General features: G+C 64.7%; 19 protein-coding genes and 2 pseudogenes. 10 read left to right on the forward strand and 11 right to left on the reverse strand.

The genetic code is table 11. The features are described 5' to 3' along the window. Positions 1-44 precede the first annotated feature (44 nt). Positions 45-605 (reverse strand): MarR family winged helix-turn-helix transcriptional regulator, encoded by a 561-nt coding sequence (locus HMPREF2716_RS08655; protein WP_003112585.1) that lies wholly within the window; start codon positions 603-605, stop codon positions 45-47. A gap of 115 nt (positions 606-720) precedes the next feature. Here HMPREF2716_RS08655 and HMPREF2716_RS08660 point away from each other — a divergent pair, with 115 nt between their 5' ends. From HMPREF2716_RS08660 to HMPREF2716_RS08675, 4 genes are all read left to right on the forward strand, one after another. Then, a complete protein-coding gene (locus HMPREF2716_RS08660) occupies positions 721-954 on the forward strand; it encodes a glutaredoxin family protein (RefSeq protein WP_003123221.1) in 234 nt (77 codons plus the stop codon). Positions 955-965: 11 nt separating this feature from the next. Beyond that, a complete protein-coding gene (locus tag HMPREF2716_RS08665) occupies positions 966-1,220 on the forward strand; it encodes a DUF2024 family protein (protein WP_003086057.1) in 255 nt (84 codons plus the stop codon). A 5-nt stretch (positions 1,221-1,225) separates the two neighbouring features. Then, positions 1,226-1,552, forward strand: coding sequence for a Rho-binding antiterminator (locus HMPREF2716_RS08670; protein WP_003086055.1), 327 nt, complete (start codon positions 1,226-1,228; stop codon positions 1,550-1,552). Positions 1,553-1,645: 93 nt separating this feature from the next. Continuing rightward, on the forward strand, positions 1,646-1,837 hold the full coding sequence (locus HMPREF2716_RS08675; RefSeq protein WP_003454532.1) for a hypothetical protein: 192 nt from the start codon (positions 1,646-1,648) through the stop codon (positions 1,835-1,837). 40 nt (positions 1,838-1,877) lie between these two features. On the opposite strand, the gene HMPREF2716_RS08680 is transcribed toward HMPREF2716_RS08675, so the two are convergent. Continuing rightward, on the reverse strand, positions 1,878-3,206 hold the full coding sequence (locus tag HMPREF2716_RS08680) for a Wzz/FepE/Etk N-terminal domain-containing protein (RefSeq protein WP_003117106.1): 1,329 nt from the start codon (positions 3,204-3,206) through the stop codon (positions 1,878-1,880). A gap of 187 nt (positions 3,207-3,393) precedes the next feature. Beyond that, positions 3,394-3,933: a DUF2058 domain-containing protein gene (locus HMPREF2716_RS08685; protein WP_003086049.1), complete on the reverse strand. Its 540-nt coding sequence runs from the start codon at positions 3,931-3,933 to the stop codon at positions 3,394-3,396. Positions 3,934-4,165: 232 nt separating this feature from the next. Here HMPREF2716_RS08685 and lpxO2 point away from each other — a divergent pair. Then, positions 4,166-5,102, forward strand: a pseudogene (gene lpxO2, locus HMPREF2716_RS08690) (lipid A hydroxylase LpxO2). A gap of 42 nt (positions 5,103-5,144) precedes the next feature. Here the strand turns inward: lpxO2 and mazG are convergent. From mazG to pirR, 7 genes and pseudogenes are all read right to left on the reverse strand, one after another. After that, positions 5,145-5,975, reverse strand: a complete 831-nt coding sequence (mazG, locus tag HMPREF2716_RS08695; protein WP_003086045.1) for a nucleoside triphosphate pyrophosphohydrolase — start codon at positions 5,973-5,975, stop codon at positions 5,145-5,147. A gap of 104 nt (positions 5,976-6,079) precedes the next feature. Beyond that, positions 6,080-8,323, reverse strand: a complete 2,244-nt coding sequence (gene relA, locus HMPREF2716_RS08700; RefSeq protein ID WP_003086042.1) for a GTP diphosphokinase — start codon at positions 8,321-8,323, stop codon at positions 6,080-6,082. Between the two features lie 84 nt (positions 8,324-8,407). Further along, the gene (gene rlmD / locus HMPREF2716_RS08705) at positions 8,408-9,760 is read right to left on the reverse strand and encodes a 23S rRNA (uracil(1939)-C(5))-methyltransferase RlmD (RefSeq protein ID WP_003102417.1); all 1,353 of its coding nucleotides are present in this window, start codon (positions 9,758-9,760) and stop codon (positions 8,408-8,410) included. 8 nt (positions 9,761-9,768) lie between these two features. Then, positions 9,769-10,667 (reverse strand): annotated as a pseudogene (cysM, locus tag HMPREF2716_RS08710) (cysteine synthase B). A 249-nt stretch (positions 10,668-10,916) separates the two neighbouring features. Next, positions 10,917-13,145 carry a TonB-dependent siderophore receptor PirA gene (pirA, locus tag HMPREF2716_RS08715; protein ID WP_023518397.1) on the reverse strand — a complete coding sequence of 743 codons (2,229 nt, stop codon included), beginning with the start codon at positions 13,143-13,145 and terminating at the stop codon, positions 10,917-10,919. 235 nt (positions 13,146-13,380) lie between these two features. Continuing rightward, complete coding sequence (pirS, locus tag HMPREF2716_RS08720) at positions 13,381-14,718, reverse strand: sensor histidine kinase PirS (RefSeq protein WP_010895528.1); 1,338 nt, start codon at positions 14,716-14,718, stop codon at positions 13,381-13,383. After that, positions 14,718-15,437 carry a response regulator transcription factor PirR gene (gene pirR / locus HMPREF2716_RS08725; RefSeq protein ID WP_009316375.1) on the reverse strand — a complete coding sequence of 240 codons (720 nt, stop codon included), beginning with the start codon at positions 15,435-15,437 and terminating at the stop codon, positions 14,718-14,720. Before pirR ends, pirS begins: the two co-directional genes overlap by 1 nt. 185 nt (positions 15,438-15,622) lie before the next feature. On the opposite strand from pirR, the gene gacS reads away from it, so the two are divergent. The 5 genes from gacS to HMPREF2716_RS08750 all read left to right on the forward strand — a co-directional run bounded on the left by gacS (position 15,623) and on the right by HMPREF2716_RS08750 (position 22,369). Next, positions 15,623-18,400: a two-component system sensor histidine kinase GacS gene (gene gacS, locus HMPREF2716_RS08730; protein ID WP_003102426.1), complete on the forward strand. Its 2,778-nt coding sequence runs from the start codon at positions 15,623-15,625 to the stop codon at positions 18,398-18,400. 2 nt (positions 18,401-18,402) lie between these two features. Beyond that, positions 18,403-19,392 carry a 2-hydroxyacid dehydrogenase gene (locus HMPREF2716_RS08735; protein ID WP_003112591.1) on the forward strand — a complete coding sequence of 330 codons (990 nt, stop codon included), beginning with the start codon at positions 18,403-18,405 and terminating at the stop codon, positions 19,390-19,392. A 35-nt stretch (positions 19,393-19,427) separates the two neighbouring features. Next, complete coding sequence (locus tag HMPREF2716_RS08740) at positions 19,428-19,853, forward strand: hypothetical protein (RefSeq protein WP_003112592.1); 426 nt, start codon at positions 19,428-19,430, stop codon at positions 19,851-19,853. Between the two features lie 67 nt (positions 19,854-19,920). Next, positions 19,921-20,328, forward strand: coding sequence for an META domain-containing protein (locus HMPREF2716_RS08745; RefSeq protein ID WP_003112593.1), 408 nt, complete (start codon positions 19,921-19,923; stop codon positions 20,326-20,328). 112 nt (positions 20,329-20,440) lie between these two features. Beyond that, complete coding sequence (locus HMPREF2716_RS08750) at positions 20,441-22,369, forward strand: DUF3413 domain-containing protein (protein WP_023518395.1); 1,929 nt, start codon at positions 20,441-20,443, stop codon at positions 22,367-22,369. Between the two features lie 6 nt (positions 22,370-22,375). Here the strand turns inward: HMPREF2716_RS08750 and dinB are convergent, their stop codons facing one another. After that, positions 22,376-23,425: a DNA polymerase IV gene (gene dinB / locus HMPREF2716_RS08755; protein WP_003109930.1), complete on the reverse strand. Its 1,050-nt coding sequence runs from the start codon at positions 23,423-23,425 to the stop codon at positions 22,376-22,378. Positions 23,426-23,433 lie beyond the last annotated feature (8 nt).

A 23,433-nucleotide genomic window follows, 5' to 3' on the forward strand; every position in this document is an offset into this window, starting at 1 on the left:
CCACGAAAAGCCGGGCCATTGCCCGGTTTTTTATTGCCCGCGGATCAGCCGCAGGCCTGGTGCTCGCGGCAGATCAGTTCGGCATCGGCATCGCTCAACGGCTCCCCGGTTAGACCGCAGAAGGGCGAACCCGCACGCCGTTGATGGAACCGGCAGGACCGACAAAGGCCGAAACCAGGCACATCCTCCTGACGCTGGATGACGACCAGAAGATCACGCAACAAGCCTTGCAAGTGTTCGCCCTTCTCGCCCAGTGCCGTGACGGCCTGCTCGAGGAACTGCGGCGGAATCACCGCCTCGATCAGCGCGCGCCCCGCATCGGTCAGCCGCAGATGAACGCTGCGCCGATCCCGCGCATCCGGCAGCTTGCTGATCAGCCCCCGCCCTTCCAGCACCTTGAGCGATTGCGACACTGTGCCCTTGGTCAAGCCGAGGTATTCGGTCACGCCCAGCGGAGTATCCGAATAGCGATTACAACGCGCCAGGTAATGCAAGGCGCTCAACTGCACCGGCTGCAGCTCAGCCACCAGCGGCTGCTCGCGGGACCAGGCACGCATCAGGCTGGTCAGCCTTTCCAGATAATCGTAAAGGGCGATGGCGGACATGGGATACCTCCTTGCCAATATAGTATCGACTAAAAACATATTTGACAAAGAGGTCGCGCCTTGTTTAGGCTGAAAACGTATCGTATCGATACTAAATTCCCACAGGAGAATCAGCATGACCAAAGCCATCTACTACCACGCCGGCTGCGCAATCTGTGTCGAAGCCGAACGTTCCTTGCTGCCATTGCTCGATCACAAGCAGGTGGACATCGAAGTGGTCCATCTCGCCGAACAATCGGCACGCATCGCCGAGGCGGAAAAGGCCGGGGTCAAGTCGGTTCCTGCCCTGGTTGTCGACGGACAGGTACTGCACCTTAACTTCGGTGCGGCGCTCAGCGATCTGAAATAAGGAGAACGGCCATGGAGGTGAAGATCTTCGACACCCATGTGCGAACCCGCGACGGCCGCTACCTGCACTTCGATGTCCTGGTCACGGAGGAACTGGGGGCTCGCGCCGGCGAGTTCGCTCGACGCTGGCTCGCCGGAAGAGGCATAGACGAGGCCGATATCAGCCAGGGGCATTGCAGCTACTGCCATAGCGAGATTGCGACAGCAGAGGTTGCCGAAGCCATTCGGCTCCATGGCCATTACATCCTTCCCCTGGAAGGCTGTTGAGGCCAATGGACAGCTACCACCCGATCGCCTGCGATCTCCATGACTACCTGGAGATCGCCTGCCTCTACCGCTACCGGTTGCTCCTCGAACTCGAGGACGGTGTTCGCTTCGAAGCCGAGGCGCGCACGACGCATACCCGGGCCGTTCGGCCAGGCGGCGGCAAGGAGGAATACCTTGAGGTGGCCGTCGAAGGAGCGACTCTGCTGCTGCGCCTGGATCGCCTGTTGGCGATTACCGCCCTCACGGAAGCGGCCTTGTTCGGCCGCATACGCCTGAGGGAAGAGGCCTGTTCCAGAGCATCCGGCATGCCACCTTCACACCTTGGAAACTGAAAAGGTTTTTCTCAATTCCAGGGCTATTTGATTAGCCTGCTATTGAAATAGGCTGGATTTGCCTTGATGCAGATCAACCCTGGAGCAGAAAAGATGAGTGTGACAGTGACCGAGCGTGACGATGACCACAAATCCCGCGAGCTGCGTGCGCTTGGCCGCCGCTGCTGGGACGTGCATCAGCAGGGACTGCTGGTTGGCGTCTTCCATAACGAGGATGACGCCCACGCCTATCGGATCAAGCTGGAGAAAGAAGAAGAACTGCGGCAGATAGGTAAATCGGCCTGAACCATGCGCCCCCGCGTACTTCGGGGGCGCACCTTTGGTCTCAGGTCCCGGAAAGGCTCCGGTCGAGACTGACGACTCCCGGCGGCAGGCTATCTTCCTGTACCCGTTGCCGAGGGGCACGCAACATTGCCCGAACCAGAGCCACCAGCACGCCGAACACCAACCCGCCCAGGAGACCCAAGGCCACCACCAAGGCCTTGCGCGGCTTGATCGGTTTCAGAGGGGTCGAAGCCTTCTGGTCGATCCGCACCAGTTCGATCTTCAGCTCGCTCGCCTTCAGAGTCTTGAGGCGCGCCTGCTCTCCACGCAGCTTGTCGATGTTTTCGAAGAAACGCTCCTCGCCCTTTCGAGCCTGCAGGTATTGCACTTCACGGTTGTTCTCCAGCTGCTTCAGCTCCTGCTGGATCTTCGCCACGCGGGGCTCGGTGAAGTCATCGCCCTTGCGTTTGAGCAAGGTATCGCGCTCGGCGGTCAAGGCATCGACACCCATGAAATACAGGGGTATCTGCTGGTTATTCACCTCGGTGCGGAAAACGCTGCGCGAGCCATCCTGCCCGACCTCTCCCAGTGCGCCCGGGGTCGTCGGCTTGACGATCCCCAGCCGGGTGGCGATCTGGATAGCCTCGTTGAGCTGCTGGATACGCGAATCGCGCACCATCTTCAGCCGCCCGCGCAACGCCTTGAGCTCATCCTCCAGGCCGGCCCGCCGGATGCTGTCCGCTTCCAGCAACCGGGCGATCTTGCCCTCCTTGGTAGCCTGGTAACTGGCACGCTTGCCTTCGATATCCTGCTCGAGGAATTGCAGGCGACCGTCGATACGTGCCTGGAGGTCGTCCAGGATTCGCTGGCGCTCGTTCTCGATGGTCGACGCGAGCATGCCGTTGAGAATGGCGGCACCATCCATGCCCTGGGGATACTGCATGGACAAGCGGAAGAAAGGCGCCGCCTGGGGGTCCTTCTTCAAGTCCGCCTGCTGCATGCTGAAGGCATCCTGGTTGAACTTCCAGAAAGCCTGCTCGGGGGACAGACCCTCGGCGTTCAATTGCTGGAATAGCTCTGGATGGGCTTCGAAATACTCCAGCCTGCCGGAGTAGGCTGCCAGCTCGTTGCCGACGCGATCCAGCGCTTCCCGCGGAGTCAGGGCATACAGCCCGTTGACATTGACAGCCTCCAGGGCCTTGGTCTGGATCGGCCGCAACAGGACATCCACCTGGTAGGTTGGAACGGCCAACAGCGCGTAGGCGAGCGCAGCGGCGGTCGCCAAGGCCGCGATCAGCGCTATCAGCCATTTCGACGCCCACAATTGCTGGAACAGCTGAACGAGATCGATCTCCGAGGGCGAAGCCCCCGGAAGCTGTGAGGAAGGCATACCAACGTCCTTTTCGATAGGCGGCTAGCCCACAGATGCACGCAAAGGCAACCGTAGGATATTTCTGAGGAAAGGCATTATGCTATCGAAACGAAATCATCGGTAGTTATTTTAGAACTGCTTCGCATTCCAGAATTGGTAGTTGACCGGCATCCGTACCGGTCAAGCGACACTCCGGATGCGGGCCTCACCACATGAGATCGTCGGGCACCACATAGTCCTTGTAGGGATCGTCTTCGTCCGGCTCCTGGCTCTGTACGTTGAGCAGCACCACCCGCCGCGGATCGCGCTCCTGGATCTTCACCGCCGCATCCCGGGGCACGATCTCGTAGCGTCCGTCATAGCTGACGATAGCCAGGCTGCCTCGGCTCAGCTTGTCGCGGATCAGGTCGTTGACCGCGATCCGCTTGACCTTCTTGGCGTCGACGAAATTGTAGTAGTCGTCGCTTTCCAGCTTGGGCAGGCGCGTCCCTTCGATAAGTTGCTTGATCTGCGCGGCCTTGGCCTTCTTCTCGGCTTTTTCCTGCTGCTGGCGGTTCAATTCCTGGTCGCGCGCCAGCTTTTCCGCCTTGGCCTGCTCCGCCGCCTGGCGCTGGGAGTCGTCCTTGTCGACCTGGTTCTTGTGCTCCAGACGCTGCTGTTTCTGTTTCTGCTTGGTGGCCTGCTTGGCCTGTTTCTCATTGACCAGCCCGGCTTTCAGCAACTGGTCACGCAATGACATGCTCATTCGTCAACGACTCGCTCGCGTGGCACGCCCGGTGGGGTGCGGCATAATCTTCCAGCCGACTGGGGTTCAGCCGGCCCTCGCAGGGGGTATAATCCTCCAGCCTCAGCCGCCTCAACGCAAGTCTCGGCGGCTCGCAAACTGCCACGCATGCCCTGGAGACCCCTCCCTACCGTCCCGAGCACCCGCAGGCACTCCTCCCGGCCCCTGATATCGAAGGCATGGAAAGCAAGGCATGAGCGTTTCTCTCCTGGTAAAAGTCACTCTGGTGGGCCTGTTCGTCGCCAGCGTCCTGTTCGTCCATTTCCGTGGGCGCGCGCTTGCCCTTCCTGCGCCAACTGGTCAACCACTCCGCCTGGTTCGCCCCCTACAACTCGCTGATGTACCTGTTCTCCAGCGTTCCCTCGAAGCCCTATCTGGATCGCAGCCGTTTTCCGGAGCTGGACGAACTGAAGAACAATTGGCAAACCATCCGCGAAGAAGCCCTCAACCTGTTCGACGAGGGTTATATCCGGGCTGCCCTGAACAATAACGAAGCCGGCTTCGGCTCGTTCTTCAAGAAAGGCTGGAAGCGCTTCTACCTGACCTGGTACGACGGCCCGCTGCCCTCCGCCCAGCAGCTCTGCCCGAAGACCGTAGAGCTGGTGAGCCGCATCCCCAACGTCAAGGGCGCGATGTTCACCCTGCTTCCCGGCGGCAGCCACCTGAATCCGCACCGCGACCCCTTCGGCGGCTCACTGCGCTATCACCTCGGCCTGTCCACGCCGAATTCGGACAACTGCCGCATCTACGTCGACGGCCAGCCCTACGCGTGGCGTGATGGCGAAGACGTGATGTTCGACGAAACCTTCGTCCACTGGGTGAAGAACGAGACCGAGCAGACCCGGGTGATTCTCTTCTGCGATATCGAGCGGCCGCTCCGCTCCCGCCTGCTGACCCGCCTCAATCGCTGGATCAGCGGCATTCTCGGGCGTGCGACCGCACCGCAGAACGTCGAAGGCGAACGCGTCGGCAGCATCAACCAGGCCTACTCGGTCGCCATTCGCGGCGGCAATGCCATCGGCGCCCAGGTGAAGCGCTTCAAACGCGCCTACCCGAAGGCCTACCGAATCCTCCGCCCGGTGCTGGCGGTGATCCTGCTGGTCATCCTCTATCGTTGGATCTTCGGCTGATTCAGATGCCGTGGCAGCCCGGCTGCCACGGTAATTTTCCCATCAACAGCCGGGCGCGCTCCTCTCCGCTTTCTTAGCCTCGCCCCAGAGGCTGTCCAGTTCCTCCAGCGAACACTCTTCGGCTTTCCGGCCGGCTTCGCGCAGGTTCCGCTCGATGAACCGGAATCGCCGCTCGAACTTGCCGTTGGCCTGGCGCAGAGCAGCCTCCGGATCGACCTTGAGATGCCGGGCCAGGTTGACCACGACGAACAGCAGGTCGCCAACCTCCTCGCCCACGGCACCCTCGTCACCCTCTGCCATCGCCTCGAGGACTTCGTCCAGCTCCTCGCGAACCTTGTCCACCACCGGCAGCGCTTCCGGCCAGTCGAAGCCGACCTGCGCCGCGCGCTTCTGCAGCTTCGCCGCCCGTGACAACGCCGGCAGGGCGACAGGAACGTCATCCAGCAGCGACAACTGCTGCGGCTCCTTGGCCTTGGCGGCACGCTCCTCGGCCTTCAGTTCTTCCCAGCGCTGCTTGACCGCCGCTTCGGCCAGCTTCGCCGCATCGGGCTTGCCATAGAGATCGCCATCGAGGAATACGTGGGGGTGTCGACGGATCAGCTTGCGGGTGATGCCGTCCACCACCTCGTCGAAAGCGAAGCGATCCTCTTCGCGAGCCAACTGGCTGTAATAGACCACCTGGAACAGCAGGTCGCCCAGTTCCTCGCGCAATTGCGGGAAGTCCCCCTGCTCTATGGCGTCCGCTACTTCGTAGGCTTCTTCCAGGGTGTGCGGGACGATGGTCGCGTAGCTCTGCTGGAGATCCCAGGGGCAGCCGAATTCGGGATCGCGCAGGCGCGCCATGAGGTGGAGCAGGTCGTCGAGTCGGTACATGGGTATCTCGGGTCTTCAGTGAACGGTCCGGGCATTCTGCCCTTTCCGGAAACGAAAAGGCCACGGGCAGCCTGCGAGCGCCCGTGGCCTGTTTCCGCCTCGCCTCAAGGCGTACGGTTGCGCCGCGCCTCGATGATGTTGGGCAGTTGCGAGACGCGCGCCAGCAGGCGTCCAAGAGCGTCCAGACCGGGAATCTCGATGGTCAGTTGCATGGTCGCGGTGTTGTCTTCCTTGTTCGAACGGGTATTCACCGCCAGAACGTTGATCCGCTCGTTGAGCAGCACCTGGGACACGTCGCGCAACAGGCCGGAACGATCATAGGCACGGATCGCGATATCCACCGGATAGGTGCGAACCGGCTCCGGCCCCCAGCTGACCTGGATCATCCGCTCCGGTTCGCGTCCCGCCAGTTGCAGCGCGGTGGCGCAATCCTGGCGGTGGATGGTGACCCCACGGCCCAGCGTGATGTAGCCGACGATGGGATCTCCCGGCAGCGGCTGGCAGCAGCCGGCCATCTGCGTCAGGAGGTTGCCGACACCCTGGATCTGCACGTCGCCGCGCTTGCCGTGGCCGATCTTGCTCGGCTTGCGCGGGATCAGTTCGAGTTGCTCGCTGTCGCGGTCCGGCTCGACCAGTTGCTGGGCATAGTTGACCAGGTGCGCCAAGCGCAGGTCGCCGGCGCCGAGAGCGGCGAACATATCCTCGGCGGTACGCACGTTGGCCTTCTCCGCCAGCCGGTCGAAATCCACCGGCGGCAGCGCCAGGCGCGACAGCTCGCGTTCGATCAGGGCCTTGCCGGCAGCGACGTTCTGGTCCCGCGCCTGCAGCTTGAACCAGTGGACGATCTTCGCCCGCGCCCGGGAGGTGGTGACGTAGCCCAGGTTGCTGTTCAGCCAGTCACGGCTCGGACCGCTGTGCTTGCCGGTGATGATCTCGACCTGCTCGCCGGTCTGCAGGCTGTAGTTCAGCGGCACGATGCGTCCGTTGATCTTCGCCCCGCGGCAGTTGTGCCCGACCTCAGTGTGGACCCGATAGGCGAAATCCAGCGGGGTCGCGCCCTTGGGCAGGTCGATGGCGTGGCCGTCGGGAGTGAAGACGTAGACCCTGTCCGGCTCGATATCGACCCGCAGTTGCTCCGCCAGGCCACCGATGTCGCCCAGTTCCTCGTGCCATTCGAGCACCTGGCGCAGCCAGGAGATCTTTTCCTCGTAATGGTTGGAGCTGGCCTTGACGTCGGTCCCCTTGTAGCGCCAGTGCGCGCAGACTCCGAGCTCCGCCTCTTCGTGCATGGAGTGGGTACGGATCTGTACTTCCAGCACCTTCCCCTCGGGGCCGATCACTGCGGTATGCAGCGAGCGATAGCCGTTTTCCTTGGGGTTGGCGATGTAGTCGTCGAATTCCTTGGGAATGTGCCGCCAGAGGGTATGCACGATGCCCAGCGCGGTGTAGCAGTCGCGCATCTCCGGAACGAGCACGCGCACGGCGCGAACGTCGTAGATCTGGCTGAAGTCCAGGCCCTTGCGCTGCATCTTGCGCCAGATCGAATAGATGTGTTTCGCCCGCCCGCTGAGATCGGCCTGTACGCCGGTGGCCGCGAGAGCTTCCTTCAACTGGCTCATCACGTTGGCGATGTACTGCTCGCGATCCAGCCGGCGCTCGTGCAGCAGCTTAGCGATCTGCTTGTACTGGTCGGGCTCGAGGTAGCGGAAGGACAGGTCCTCCAGCTCCCACTTGATATGCCCGATGCCCAGGCGGTGGGCCAGCGGCGCGTAGATATCGAAGACTTCCCGGGCGACGCGGTGGCGCTTTTCCTCGTCGGCGTTCTTCACCGCGCGAATGGCGCAGGTGCGCTCGGCCAGCTTGATCAGGGCGACGCGAACGTCGTCGACCATCGCCACCAGCATCTTGCGCAGGTTCTCCACCTGCGCCTGGGTACCCAGCACCATGGAATGGCGCGGATTGAGGCTGGCGCTGATCGCGGCCATGCGCAGCACGCCCTCGATCAGCTTGGCCACCACCGGCCCGAAATGCTTGTTGACCGCTTCCAGGGTGATCTTGCCTTCCCGCACGCCTCGATAGATGACCGCGGCGACCAGGGACTCCTGATCCAGCTTGAGGTCCGCGAGGATCTCGGCGATTTCCAGTCCGGTCTGGAAGCTGGACGTGCCTTCCGCCCAGGAGTTCTGTGCGGCGATCGCTCGCTGCTCGGATTCGCGAGCGAACTCGCAAGCCTCCAGCAAGCCCTGACGATCGAGCCCGGGGACGAGGTTCTGGACGTGGTCCAGCCAGGCCTCGAGGTTGATACTGCCGTCGGTGTTGACCGGCTGGTGCGCTCTCACCTGTACCATCTTGCCTACCCTTTACCACGGTGCGCGTAGCCCACCGATGACTGCGCCAGCCTTCGAACGGGCTGGTCGGATTACGCAGGCATCCTAGCCTGCCTCGAACAAAGCCATGGCCTCGACATGTGCGGTCTGCGGAAACATATCGAGGATTCCGGCGCGCTTCAGACGATAGCCCTGCCTGGCCATTTCGCCAGCATCGCGCGCCAGGGTCGCCGGATTGCAGGATACATAGACTACCCTCCGGGCACCCAGAGAACTCATTTCGCGTACCGCCTCGAACGCGCCGTCGCGCGGCGGATCGAGCAGCACAGCGGTAAAACCTTGCTCCGCCCAGGGCGCTTCGGCAAGCGCTTTGGACAGGTCGGCCTGGAAAAAGTGCGCGTTGCCAAGGCCATTGGCCAGCGCGTTGGCGCCTGCCCGCTCGACCATCGCCGCCACGCCCTCCACCCCGACTACCCGCGCCACCCGGCGCGCCAGCGGCAGGGAGAAATTGCCCAGCCCGCAGAACAGGTCGAGGACCCGCTCGTCGGCGGTCGGCGCCAGCCAGTCAAGGGCCTGGCGGATCATCGACTCGTTCACCGGCGCATTGACCTGGACGAAGTCTCCGGGTCGGTATGCCAGAGTCAGTTGCCAGTCACCCAAGGAGTAGCCCAGTTCGGCGGCCGGCTCCACCGGCAAGGGCTGTTCCGCACCTTGCAGCCAGAGCTGGGCCTGGTGTGCGGAGCAGAAAGCGGCCAGGCGCTGGCGATCCTCGTCGACCAGGGCAGTCGTATGCCGCAACAGCAATGCACTGGCCGTGCCATGGAAGAGCTCCACGTGGCCGATGCTTTCCGGCTTGCGGAAGTCCTGCAGAAGAGCAGGCAGGGCACGGGCAATCGTTTGCAAAGGCGGCACCAGGACCAGGCACTCATCGAAGGCGACGATCTCCTGGCTGGCCGAGGCACGGAAGCCGACATCCAGACGCCGCGCCCTGGCATCCCAGCGCACGGCGATCCGAGCGCGGCGCCGATAGCCGAATTCGGGCCCGACCAGGGGGGCGGCCCATTCTTCCGGCTCGATCCCGGCGAAACGCTGCAACTGCTCCTGCAAGGTACGCTGCTTCAGGGCCAACTGCTCGCCGTGTTCCAGGTGCTGCAGGGTGCAGCCGCCGCAGCGACCCGCTACAGTGCAGGGCTCGCGGCGACGCAGGTCGCTACTGCTGAACAGGCGCTCGCTGCGCGCGTCGACCACCTTGCTTCGTGCGCCCAGCACCCGGGCCTCAAGTTCCTCGCCAGGCAGCCCTCCGCTGACGAACCAGGTCATCCCCGCCTCGTGGGCGATACCTCGGCCGTCATGGGCCAGGCGCTCGATGGTCAGGCGCTGCTTCTTGCCTACCGGTATCGCGGGACCGCGCGCACCACCGCTGGGCTGGAAGCGCAGCCCGCCCTTATTTCTGGCCATGGACATGCTCAGCGCGGGTCATAGACGCCGGAAGACAGGTAGCGGTCGCCGCGGTCGCAGATGATCGCCACCAGCACGGCATTCTCCAGTTCGCGGGACAGGCGCAGCATCGCCGCCACCGCCCACCGGAGGACACGCCGCAGAAGATGCCTTCCTCGCGGGCCAGCCGGCGCATGATGTCCTCGGCTTCGTCCTGGTGCATGTCGACGACCCGGTCGACGCGACTGGCGTCATAGATCTTCGGCAGGTATTCCTGCGGCCAGCGTCGGATTCCCGGGATGGCCGAGCCCTCCATGGGTTGCAGGCCGACGATCTGCACCGCCGGGTTCTGCTCCTTGAGGTAGCGCGAGACGCCCATGATGGTCCCGGTGGTGCCCATGGAGCTGACGAAATGGGTGATGCTGCCGCCGGTCTGCTGCCAGATTTCCGGGCCGGTGCTGTGGTAATGGGCTTCCGGGTTGTCGCCATTGGCGAACTGGTCGAGGACCTTGCCGCGGCCTTCGCGCTGCAGCTTGTCGGCCAGATCGCGCGCGCCCTCCATGCCCTCTTCCTTGCTGACCAGAATGAGCTCGGCGCCATAGGCGGTCATCGCCGCCTTGCGTTCGGCCGTGGAGTTGTCCGGCATGATCAGGATCATCTTGTAACCCTTGATCGCCGCCGCCATGGCCAGGGCGATGCCGGTGTTGCCGGAAGTAGCCTCGATCAGCGTATCGCCGGGGCGGATGTCGCCGCGCAGTTCGGCACGGGTGATCATCGACAGGGCCGGGCGGTCCTTCACCGATCCCGCCGGGTTGTTGCCTTCGAGCTTCACCAGCAGGGTATTGGAGGTTTCCCCGGGAAGGCGCTGCAGACGCACCAGAGGGGTATTGCCAACGCAGTCGGCGATAGTCGGGTACTGCACGGTCATGGAGGCACTCGTTCGGCACTGACGGTAAAGGCTGAGCATGATACCGGGAAACTGGGGCCGGACCCTAGCACCGCAATATCCGGTCATGCATGCCGATTCAGCCGAAAGACCGCCCGAAACGGCATGCGATGCGATGACCAGAGGCGTCCGAAGAGAAAACCTGGCGTTGGACAGCCGATGCCTGACCAACGCCAAAGAAAGGTCCGACAGGCGTTGCGCCTGCCGGTGAAAGCACGTTGGCCGCGGCGATCAGAACGAGGTGGTCATCGAAACGTAGTAGGCGCGACCCGGCTCGTTGTAGGTTGCCGCGCCGGCGTCGAAGGAGTTGCCCTGGCGGTACAGGCGCTTGTCGAAGAGGTTGCTTACCCCGCCCCGTACGCTCAGGTTCTCGCTGAAGGTGTAGCCGGCGCTGACGCCCCAGATGCCATAGGTACCCACCTCTTTTCGCGAGACCACCGGCGTGTTGCGGCTGGTGCCATGCTTCGGCGGCTCCTGGCGGCCGTAGATGGTGCTGGTCAGTTGGGTGGAAAGACGCTCGCTGGCCTGCCAGTCCAGGGTCGAGTTCAGGGTGTACTCGGGGATCACCGAAAGCGGGTTGCCGGTGTCCTTGTCCTTGGATTGCAGCATATAGGTCAGGTTGGTGCTCCAGCTCAGGTCCTCGTGCAGGGGGACCAGCAGGTTGCCTTCCAGGCCCTCGGCCACTGCTTTCTTCGCGTTGCTCCATTGCAGGATGTTGTTACCGGTCCCGGTCTGTCCCATGACATCCAGCGGCGCGACGATCTTGTTCTTGTAGTCGTTGCGGAAGTAGGTGAGCCCGGCGACCCAGCCATCGCGCCGGAACTCGATGCCCAGTTCCTTGTTTAAGCTGGTCTCGGCGTCCAGGTTCTCGTTGCCGACCAGGTAGCAGCCGCCGCTGCTGGTCTGGATCGGGCAACCGTTGCCACGGGTATAGAGCAGGTAGTTCGGGTTGCTCTGGTACAGGTTGGGCGCCTTGAAGGCCCGTGCGATACCGGCCTTGACCGTGAAGTATTCGCCGAGCGTTTGGGAAGCGTTCAGGCTCGGGCTCCAGTTCAGGCCGAAGTCGCTGTGATCGTCCAGGCGCAGCCCGGGGGTGAGCATGGTGCCGGGGCGCAGTTCGATATTGTCTTCCACGTACAGCGCGCGGATCTCCGCCTTGCTTTTCGGGCTTCGCGAGCCGGCCGCGGGGGTCCCCGGCAAGCTATCGCTTCCCACGAAGCCCTGCTTGAGCGAGGACGGGTCGTTGAGGGTTTCCTTGTTCCACTCCGCGCCCACCGTCAGCACCTGCTCGAACAACGCATGCAACGGAAGGTTGAGTTCGCCGCTGAGGCGATAGTTCTCCAGCTTGCTGGTGCTGAACGAACGGTCGGCGCCGATCTGCCCCTCGACGGAACCGGCCAGCCCCTCCTCCAGACGGTTGTTGCGGGTGGAGTCGTACTGGGCGACGAACCTGGAAGTACCGAACGACCAGGTCCCGTTGTGGGTGATGGCGTAGTTCTCGCGATACATGCGGTTGGTCTCCGCACCGTCGTCGGCGAGTCCCTGGGTATTGGCGGTGCCGTTGTTGTTCTGGGTATCGCCGGCATAGATGTTGCCCTGTCGGCTGAAGCCCGCTTCGAAATCGACGACCTGGTCGGGGGTCACCTGCCACGACAGCATCCCGCTGAGATCGCGATTGCGTACCCCTTCGCGTCCGGCCACGGTACGGCTCGGGTTGACGGTATGTCCGAGGTTGATGTCGGTATCGTCCGAATCGGTCTTGTTCGCGCTGCCGTACGCGCGGAAGCTCAAGGCTTCGGTCAGCGGCCCGCTGAGGCTGAAGTTGGCGCGGCGCGTGGCGCCATCCTTGGAGCTTTCCGGAATGTTGGTGAACACCGTCATGGAACCACGCAAACGATCGGTCGGGCGCTTGGTGATGATGTTGACTACCCCGCCCGCCGCGCCGGAACCGTAGCGTGCCGCCGAGGGCCCACGGAGGACCTCGATGCGCTCGACCTCCTCCGGCGGCACCCAGTTGCTGTCGCCGCGGGTGTCGCGTTCGCCGCGCCAGCCGTAGCGCACCGAGTTGCGCGAGCTGACCGGTTTGCCGTCGACCAGGATCAGGGTGTTCTCCGGCCCCATGCCGCGGATGTCGATCTGCCGGTTGTTGCCGCGCTGGCCGCTGGAACTGTTGCCGGTGAGGTTGACCCCGGGCATGGTGCGGATGATCTCGGAGAGATCGTTCACCGGCGGGCGCTTCCTGATGTCCTCGGCGGTGATGATGGATACCCCCGGTGCCTGCTTGAGCTCCTGTTCGGCGGTGCCCAGCACCACCTCGTCACCCAGCTGGACCACCGATTCGGCGCGTTCGTCCAGTTCTTCCAGGCGCTCGTCCTCGGCCAGGGCCTGCCCGCCCAGCAGGCTCGATGAAGCGAAAAGGACGGCAGCGGCGAGATGGCCGCGACGGAATTGGGGGTACATGCGTGACTACTCCTGTCGAGGGAAAACGGGTAGCAGGCGAGCCACGAGGGATACGTTGACGTTTTTTCTGAAGCCTGGGTCGCCGGCGTTGCGCGGGTGACGTCTCGGCACGGGTAGGACAGGGCGCAGACCCGGAACAAGGCCGGCCGAGGAGATCGGCACGGATGATAATCATTAACAAAAGAGAGTAAAGATCATTTACATCCAGGCCAAATGTAAAGGCACCTGCGCCTCGCTAGGCAGAAGGCAGCACCAGGCACAGGCGCAGCCCCGGATCGGCGGCTTCCGCCCATAGGCGGCCGCCCTGGAGCACCACGGCGCGACGGGCAATGCTCAGTCCCAGGCCGAAGCCCTTGCCGGTACGTGCCGAAGACAGCCGGGTGAACGGGCGGAAGATGGTCTCCAACTGGTGCTCGGCCACACCCTCGCCCTGGTCTTCCAGGCAAAGCCACCAGCAACTTCCTTCGCGCCGACCATGCAGGCGGATCACGCCGCCTTCCGGCGAATGCCGGATGGCGTTGCGCAGCAGGTTCTCCAGGGCCTGGGCAAGTGCATTGAGGTTGCCACGCACGACACAATCCTCGGGCAGAGCGCTGCGGAACCGCTCGGCGGCCCAGCCGCTTTCGAAGCGTGCGTTCTCCACCAGCAGGTCCCATAACGCCGGGATGGAAATGTCCTCCAGCGCCAATACCGGGCGTTCGGTGTCCATCCAGGCCAGCTCCAGGGTGTTGTCCACCAGTTGCTGCATGCCCTGTACCTCCTGCTCCAGGCGCTCGCGCAGGAGCTGCGCGGACAGCGTGCCCTCTGCCGCCACCTGCAGGCGCGCCAGCGGCGTGCGCAGCTCGTGGGAGAGATCGCGGAGCAGTTGGCGCTGCAACACCATGTGCTCGTCGAGTCGCTCGGCCATATGGTCGAACGCCCGCCCCAGATCGCCCAGCTCGTCGCTGCGCCGGCTGATCTCTGCCTGCGTACGCGCCGTCAGGTCGTTGCCGCGCAGGGCATTGGCCTGCGCTCGCAGGCGTCCCAGCGGCACTATCCAGCGCCGATACAGCAACACTCCCAGCAGCAGGGCCAGCCCGGCCGGCACCAGGCCATGGGTGACCAGGCGCTTGGCCGGCGACAAGCCGGGAGGGACGAACTCGGCGGGAAGACGCAGGACCACCCGGCCTTGCTCCGGATGTTCGGGGAAGCGCAGGCTGATGAACGGCCGCGACAACGAGCGGGAGCTCATCGGCCAGTCGACGCCCCGCAGGAAAGTCAGGCGCTCGGCTTCCTCCGTGGTGAGCGGACGACTGCCCAGCGATTGCAACCGTCCGTCGAGCACGACCACCCAGTCCAGCGCCCGCTGGCGCGGCTCGGCCAGCCAACGGTCGATGCCCTCGCGGCCATCGTCGAGCCAGGCACGTTCGGCTCGCCGCGCATAATCCGCCAAGGCGGAGCGGGCTTCGGCGGACAGGTAGTAACCCTTCAGTTCGGCACTGCGTCCCCAGGTCCAGGACAGCCATACCGATAGCAGGAAGAACGCCACCAGCACCAGGGCCAGGCGCCAGAACAGCGAATGGCGGTTGGGCATCATGGCGCCGGTGTCAGGACGTAACCCTTGCCCCAGACGGTATGCAACTGGTGACCGGCGTAACCGAGGCGTTGCAGCTTGCGCCGCAGGTGACTGACGTGCATGTCCAGGCTGCGATCATGCTGGGTATGACCGCGGTGCAGGACATGCTGGTAAAGGAAGGCCTTGGTCAGGGTCTCGCCTTCCGCGGCGAGGAAGGTTTCCAGCAGGCGGTATTCGGTCGGCGTCAGGCCGGCGAACCGCTCGCCAAGGCTGACATCGCAGACATCGGCAGAGAATTGCAGCGAGGGCCGCGCCAGCGGTTCGGCGCAGCGGCCCGGCGCGCCCCCCCGCTCCAGGGCGATCCGACGCAGGATGGCATCGATGCGTACCCGCAGCTCGGCCAGGCTGAAAGGCTTCGGCAGATAATCGTCGGCGCCCTGGCTGAACCCGGCGATGCGGTCCTGCTCGGCGCCCAGGGCCGACATAAGGATCACCGGCAGCGCCTGCTCCTGGCGGAGTTGGCGAAGAATCTCGAGGCCATCGCGCCCCGGCAGCATGATGTCCATCAGGATCAGGTCATAGGCGCCGCTGCGCGCAGCCGCCAACCCCTCTTCCCCGTCTCGGCACCAGGTCACCTCGAAACCGCTGCCATTGAGGTGCTGGAACAGATGTGCGCCCAGTGTCGGATCGTCCTCGATGGCCAGCAGTCGGGGGTCGGGCGTCAGGGATGGGAGCATGGCAGCCAAATAAGATTGATTAGCAATCGTGCCAGTATTCACGATCTTTCCGCTTCGTCGCAAGCCGAATCCGCCGGGCTGCGCACATCGGTGCAGATTCCCCTTCCGCGACCCGCTAAACTGCGCGGGGTAAACGTATGGCCGGGGAGCGTCGGCCATCCCGATCTGGCTCGACGGAGAGACGTGTGTTCAAGGATCTCGGCATCAAGGGGCGCGTACTGCTGCTCACCCTGCTCCCCACCAGCCTGCTGGCGATGGTGCTTGGCGGTTACTTCACCTGGGTCCAGCTGTCCGACATGCGCGCCCAGTTGATCGAGCGCGGGCAACTGATCGCCGAACAACTGGCGCCGCTGGCCGCCACCGCGCTGGCGCGAAAGGATACCGCCGTGCTCAACCGCATCGCCAACGAGGCGCTGGACCAACCGGACGTGCGCGCGGTGACCTTCCTCGACGCCCGCCAGGAACGCCTCGCCCATGCCGGGCCAAGCATGCTCACCGTCGCCCCGGCCGGCGACGCCAGCCATCTGAGCATGTCCACCGAACTGGACACCACGCACTTCCTGCTACCGGTTCTTGGCCGCCACCACAGCCTGTCCGGCGCCACCGAGCCTGACGACGAGCGCGTACTCGGCTGGGTCGAACTGGAACTGTCGCACCATGGGACTCTGCTGCGCGGATATCGCAGCCTGTTCACCAGCCTCTTGCTGATCGCAGCCGGCCTCGGCGTCACCGCCCTCCTCGCCCTGCGCATGAGCCGCGCGATCAACGCGCCGCTGGAACTGATCAGCCAGGGCGTCGCCCAGCTCAAGGAAGGCCGCATGGAAACCCGCCTGCCACCGATGGGCAGCAACGAGCTGGACGAACTGGCCTCCGGCATCAACCGCATGGCGGAAACGCTGCAGAGCGCCCAGGAGGAAATGCAGCACAACATCGACCAGGCCACCGAGGACGTACGCCAGAACCTGGAAACCATCGAGATCCAGAACATCGAGCTGGACTTGGCGCGCAAGGAGGCCCTGGAGGCGAGCAGGATCAAGTCCGAGTTCCTCGCCAACATGAGCCACGAGATCCGCACCCCGCTCAACGGCATCCTCGGTTTCACCAACCTGCTGCAGAAGAGCGAGCTCAGCCCGCGCCAGCAGGACTACCTCACGACCATCCAGAAATCGGCGGAAAGCCTGCTGGGGATCATCAACGAGATCCTCGATTTCTCGAAGATCGAGGCCGGCAAGCTGGTTCTGGAAAACCTCCCTTTCAATCTCCGCGACCTGATCCAGGACGCCCTGACCATGCTGGCTCCGGCCGCCCACGAGAAGCAACTGGAACTGGTCAGCCTGGTCTACCGGGATACCCCGATCCAATTGCAGGGCGACCCGCAGCGGCTGAAGCAGATCCTCACCAACCTGGTCGGCAACGCCATCAAGTTCACCCAGGGCGGCACCGTCGCCGTACGCGCCATGCTCGAGGACGAAAGCGACGACCGCGCGCAGTTGCGGATCAGCGTCCAGGACACCGGTATCGGCCTCTCCGAGGAGGACCAGCAGGCCTTGTTCAAGGCCTTCAGCCAGGCCGACAACTCACTGTCGCGGCAAGCCGGTGGCACCGGCCTGGGCCTGGTGATCTCCAAGCGCCTGATCGAGCAGATGGGCGGCGAGATCGGCGTCGACAGTACGCCTGGGGAAGGTGCCGAATTCTGGATCAGCCTGAGTCTGCCGAAAAGTCGCGACGACAACGAGGAGCCAGGCGCCTCCTGGGCCGCGGGCCAGCGCGTGGCGCTGCTCGAACCGCAGGAGCTGACGCGCCGCTCGCTGCACCACCAGCTCACCGACTTCGGCCTGGAAGTGAGCGAATTCGCCGACCTCGACAGCCTCCAGGAAAGCCTGCGCAACCCGCCGCCCGGCCAGTTGCCGATCAGCCTGGCGGTGCTCGGCGTCTCGGCCGCGATCCATCCGCCGGAAGAGCTGAGCCAGTCGTTCTGGGAATTCGAACGGCTCGGCTGCAAGACCCTGGTGCTCTGCCCGACCACCGAGCAGGCGCAATACCACGCGACCCTGCCCGACGAACAGGTCGAGGCCAAGCCCGCCTGCACCCGCAAGCTGCAACGCAAGCTGCAGGAGTTGCTTCAAGTCCGTCCGACGCGCAGCGACAAGCCCCACGCCATGGTTTCCGGACGGCCGCCACGGCTGCTCTGCGTCGACGACAACCCGGCCAACCTGCTGCTGGTGCAGACCCTGCTCAGCGACCTCGGCGCCCAGGTCACCGCGGTGGACAGCGGCTACGCGGCCCTCGAGGTGGTGCAGCGCGAGCGCTTCGACCTGGTCTTCATGGACGTGCAGATGCCCGGCATGGACGGCCGCCAGGCCACCGAGGCGATCCGCCGCTGGGAGGCCGAGCGGGAAGTCAGCCCGGTGCCGGTGATCGCGCTCACCGCACATGCGCTTTCCAACGAGAAGCGCGCATTGCTGCAGGCCGGCATGGACGACTACCTGACCAAGCCGATCGACGAACAGCAATTGGCCCAGGTAGTGCTGAAGTGGACGGGACTGAGCCTGGGCCAGTCGCTGGCCAGCATGAGCCGTGCGCCGCAGCTCGGCCAGTTGAGCGTGCTCGACCCCGAGGAAGGGCTGCGCCTGGCCGCCGGCAAGGCCGACCTCGCCGCCGACATGCTGGCGATGCTGCTGGCCTCGCTGGCGGCGGACCGCCAGGCGATTCGCCAGGCCCGCGACAACGACGACCGCACCGCTTTGCTCGAGAGGGTCCACCGGCTGCATGGCGCCACCCGCTACTGTGGCGTGCCGCAGTTGCGCGCGGCCTGCCAGACCAGCGAAACCCTGCTCAAGCAGAACGATCCGGCGGCGGCCGCGGCCCTGGACGAGCTGGACAAGGCCATCGAGGCCCTGGCCGACACTGCCTCGGCCACCACCCACCTGTCCTCCACCAGCCTCGACTCCAGCGAACTCTGACCATGCGCATCCTGTTCTTCAGCAGCCAGGCCTACGACAGCGAGAGCTTCCAAGCCAGCAACCACCGGCACGGCTTCGAACTGCACTTCCAGCAGGCCCACCTGCAGGCGGACACGGCGGTCCTCGCCCAGGGCTTCGAAGTAGTCTGCGCCTTCGTCAACGACGACCTCTCGCGGCCGGTACTGGAACGCCTGGCCGCCGGCGGCACGCGCCTGGTCGCCCTGCGCTCGGCCGGCTACAACCACGTCGACCTGGCCGCCGCCGAAGCGCTCGGCCTGCCGGTGGTGCACGTCCCGGCCTATTCGCCGCACGCTGTCGCCGAGCACGCGGTCGGCCTGATCCTGACGCTCAACCGGCGCCTGCACCGCGCCTACAACCGGACCCGCGAGGGCGATTTCTCGCTGCATGGGCTGACCGGCTTCGACCTCCACGGCAAACGCGTCGGAGTGATCGGCACCGGACAGATCGGCGAGACCTTCGCCCGCATCATGGCCGGCTTCGGCTGCGAGCTGCTGGCCTACGATCCCTATCCCAATCCGCGCATCCAAGCACTCGGCGGCCGCTACCTGGCGCTCGACGCCCTGCTCGCCGAGTCCGACATCGTCAGCCTGCATTGCCCGCTGACCGCCGACACCCGCCACCTCATCGACGCGCAGCGCCTGGCGACGATGAAACCCGGCGCGATGCTGATCAATACCGGCCGTGGCGCCCTGGTGAACGCCGCGGCGCTGATCGAGGCGCTGAAGAGCGGACAACTGGGCTACCTCGGCCTCGATGTCTATGAAGAGGAAGCGGATATCTTTTTCGAGGATCGCTCCGACCAGCCCCTGCAGGATGACGTGCTGGCACGCCTGCTGAGCTTCCCCAACGTGGTGGTGACGGCCCACCAGGCCTTCCTTACCCGCGAGGCGCTGGCGGCGATCGCCGACACCACCCTGGACAACATCGCCGCCTGGCAGGACGGGACGCCACGCAATCGGGTCCGGGCCTGATGGCGTGGTAGCATGCGCGGCTGATTGGAGGCTCCATGGCTGAACACGATTTCCGTTACACCCTGCTCAACCCGCAATACACCCTCAACGAATGCCGCGCGCTCTCCCCGGGGCGCTACCAGGTCACCGGCACCGGCGGCTCGATCAAGGCCGACGACGTGCTGCTGGTCAGCCTCAAGGGCAGCAAGACCCTGAGCATGCGCCTGACCGTGGAAAAGGTTCGCCACCTGATCAACCCACCCGGCCAGTGGCTGGCGGTCGCCCGCGGCCCGGCATTCCGCGAACTGGCGATCCATACCTGGCAGGTCGACTGCGACCAGTGCCAGGCTCGTCTCGACTTCGAGTTCGCCGTGGACGCCAGTCTCGGTCGCAAGGCCCTGGCGCCGGCCGCCGAAGAACGCATTCACGAACTGGGCTGGCGCAGCCGCGAAGGCAAGCACCTGTGCCCGAAATGCCAGTAGGGCGAACGCCCCGTCCGACCGACGGTCTGTGAACTATCGCCCGTACGAAATGCGCAAAGGAAACGCCATGAAACCCTCTCTCGCCCTTTTCGCCTCCGCCGCCCTGATCCTGGGCGGTTGCGCCAGCCAGGAGACCACCCTGGAAACCGAGCAGGCCTACCAGGTCGACTGGGTCGGGGCACAACCGACGATGGACTACAGCCACATCAGCCTGACCTTCGACGGCCAGGGCCGCGCCTTCGGCAATGGCGGCTGCAACCACTGGTTCGCCAGCTACACCCTGCAGGACGACCTCCTTCAGTTCGGCGCCATCGGCAGCACCCGCCGCCTGTGCGCAGCGGAGATCATGGAGCAGGAACGGCGCTTCCTGGCCCTGCTGCAGAGCGTCCAGCACTGGGACATTTCGCCGTCCGACGAGCTGCGCCTGTGGCCGGCCGAAGGCAAGCCGCTGCGCCTGGTCCCCGAGCACGACTGAAGCCTGAAGCGGCGCTACCCGGCGCCGCCCGTTTACATTTTTTTGACATCCATTTCATTCCCGCTTGACCACCACGTCCCTAGGCTTCCGCATCCTCGCCCGGAGACGCTTGATGTTCGCCCCACCCAGCACCGAGACACTCAACCGCTTCTTTCTGTTGTCGTGGCTGGTGGTGCTCTGGCAGGTGCTGCGCCTGCAGGACGGGATCGTCTTCGACGACGCCTGGCTGCCGCTCTGGAGCGTCGCTGCCAGCCTGAGCTACGCCTTCCTTTATATAGTCCCGGTGTACCTCGCCTGCCGACTGCTCCTGCATTTCCATGATCGCCTTCCCGTGCGCCTCAGTCCGTGGCTGGCAGGCGTGCTGGCCATCGTCGGCAGCGCGGCGGTACAGATACTGCTCTACGCCGACCGCACCCTCTACGACCTGTACGGATTCCACCTCAACGGTTTCAGCATCGGCCTGCTGGTCTCGCCCGGCGGCCTCTCCAGCCTCGGCAGCGGCGACGGCACCCTGCTCAGCGCAAGCCTGGCGGCCCTGGCCCTGCTCTGTCTGCAGGTGCTGCTGTACAGCGCCTGCCAGGTCAGCCGCGAACGCCTTCCCGCGCTCCCTCGGCGCGCCTGGCGCTACCTGTTGGCGGCCTTCCTCTGCCTGGCCCTGGGCGAACGCCTGGCCTATGCGTTCAGCTCCCTGCGCGACTACCGGCCGATCCTGCTGGCCAGCGAACGCTATCCGCTTTACCTGCCATTGACCGTCCGCAGCCTGGCGCGAAGCCTGGGCATCCAGCCGACGCCCACCCAGCGCGAGCTGCTCCAGCAGCAGAGCGACCTGCACTATCCGCTCCGGCCGCTGGAGTTCAGCGCCCCGGCGCACCCATTGAACATCGTCTGGATCGTCGCCGAGTCGCTCCGCGGGGACATGCTCGATCCGCGCTACATGCCCAGGCTGTGGGACTTCTCCAACCGGGCGATCCGCCTGGACAACCACTACAGCAGCGGCAACCTGACCCAGATGGGCGTCTTCGGCATGTTCTACGGGCTGCACGGCGGCTACTGGGACGCCGTGCTGAAGGCCGGCCAGCCGCCGGTGCTCATGGAGGTACTCAGGCAGCAGAACTACCAGTTCCGGATCAATGCCGCGCAACGTTTCAGCTATCCGCCCTTCGACCGCAGCGTGTTCGTCAACCTGCGCCCCCAGGACCTGCACGTGCTGGATAGCCCGGAGCCTGCCTGGCAGCGCGACGCCCGGAACACCGACGACCTGCTGCGCTTCGTCGATCGCCGACTACCCGACCGGCCGTTCTTCGCCTGCCTGTTCCTCGAGTCGAGCCACGCCAACTACAGCTTCCGCGACGAGACCGCGAAAATCCGCCCCTATCTGGTCAACTTCAACTACCTGACCACCGATTTCCAGGCGCAGATGCCGCTGATCAAGAACCGCTACCTGAATGCCGTGCGCGAAGTCGATACACAGATCGGCCGCCTGCTGCAGCACCTGGAAAACCAGCACCTGCTGGAAAACACCGCGGTAGTGGTGCTCGGCGACCATGGGGAAGAGTTCATGGAACGCTCGCGCTGGGGCCACAATACCGAGTTCAATCGCTACCAGACCGGCACCGTCGCCGTGCTGAGCATTCCCGGACAGGCGCCCCGTGCCGTCCGCGGCATCACCAGCCACATCGACCTGCCCGCAACGCTCCTGCCGCTGCTGGGCGTACGCAATCCGCCCCGCGACTACTCGCTGGGACAGGACCTGCTCGCAGCGGACTACCATCGCGACTATGCGGTGAGCGCCGATACCACGCGCATCGCCTACCTGGGCGAAGGCTTCAAGGTGAGCTTCCCACTGCGTGGCGCGGACCGTCACCACGGTCCGGTGAGCGATGGCGACGACCGCCCGCTCGACGTGGAACAACAGGAAGCCATACGCGGCCCACTCCGTGCAGCACGCCTGGAACTGCTGCAGGATCTCGGCCGCTTCAGCGCCTTGCCGGTAGGGGAAGAGCCGTCGCCGCGGAACCTCGCGACTTCGTTGACGCCATGAGGAGCATCAGAACAGCCTGAGTTGTTCGTGGGCGCCCTGCAGGTCGAGCAGGCGCACGCCGACGCCGATCAGGCGCACCGGACGATTGCCACGGGCAAAGGCCTGGCCGAGCAATTGCCGGTAGCTCTCCAGGTCGCGCCCGGCGCCGGACTGTTCCACCGTGGTCTGGGTGAAATCGTGAAACTTCAGTTTAACGAACGGCTTGTCCGGCCGATAACTGCCATCCAGGCGTTGCAGGCGTCCGTCCAGCTCCCCGAGCAGGGTCGGCAATTCCTCCAGGCAAGCCGCCAGGTCCGGCAGGTCGCGATCGAAGGTACATTCGACGCTCACCGACTGGCGCCGGCTGTCGACTTCCACCGGTCGCTCGTCGATACCATGGGCCAGTCCCCACAGGCGTTCGCCGAAGCTGCCGAACTCGCGCACCAGGCTCAGCTTGCTGCCCTGGCGCAGGTCGGCGCAGGTGCGGATGCCCATCCGCGCCAGGCGCTCCGCCGTGACCTTGCCGACGCCATGCAACTTGGCCACCGGCAACTCGGCGACGAACCCGTCGACCTGCTCCGGGGTAATCACGAACAGCCCGTCCGGCTTGCGCCAGTCGCTGGCGATCTTGGCCAGGAACTTGTTCGGCGCGACGCCCGCCGAAACGGTGATGTGCAGCTCCTCGGCCACCCGGCGGCGGATGTCCTGGGCAATCCGCGTGGCGCTACCGGCGAAATGCGGCGAAGCGCTGACGTCCAGGTAGGCCTCGTCCAGCGAAAGCGGCTCGATCAGATCGGTATAATCGCGGAAGATCGCATGGATCTGCTTCGACACCGCCCGGTAGACATCGAAACGCGGGCGCACCACCAGCAGATCGGGACACAGCTTGAGCGCCGTGCGCATGGCCATCGCCGAGCGCACGCCATAGGCTCGCGCCTCGTAGCTGCAAGTGGCGACCACTCCGCGCTTGTCCGGCGAACCGCCAACCGCCAGCGCCTTGCCGCGCAGGCTGGGGTCGTCGCGCATCTCGAGGGCGGCATAGAAACAGTCGCAGTCTATATGGATGATTTTCCGCACCGGAATCT

Source organism: Pseudomonas sp. HMSC076A11, from assembly GCF_001810205.1.
GTDB lineage: Bacteria > Pseudomonadota > Gammaproteobacteria > Pseudomonadales > Pseudomonadaceae > Pseudomonas > Pseudomonas aeruginosa.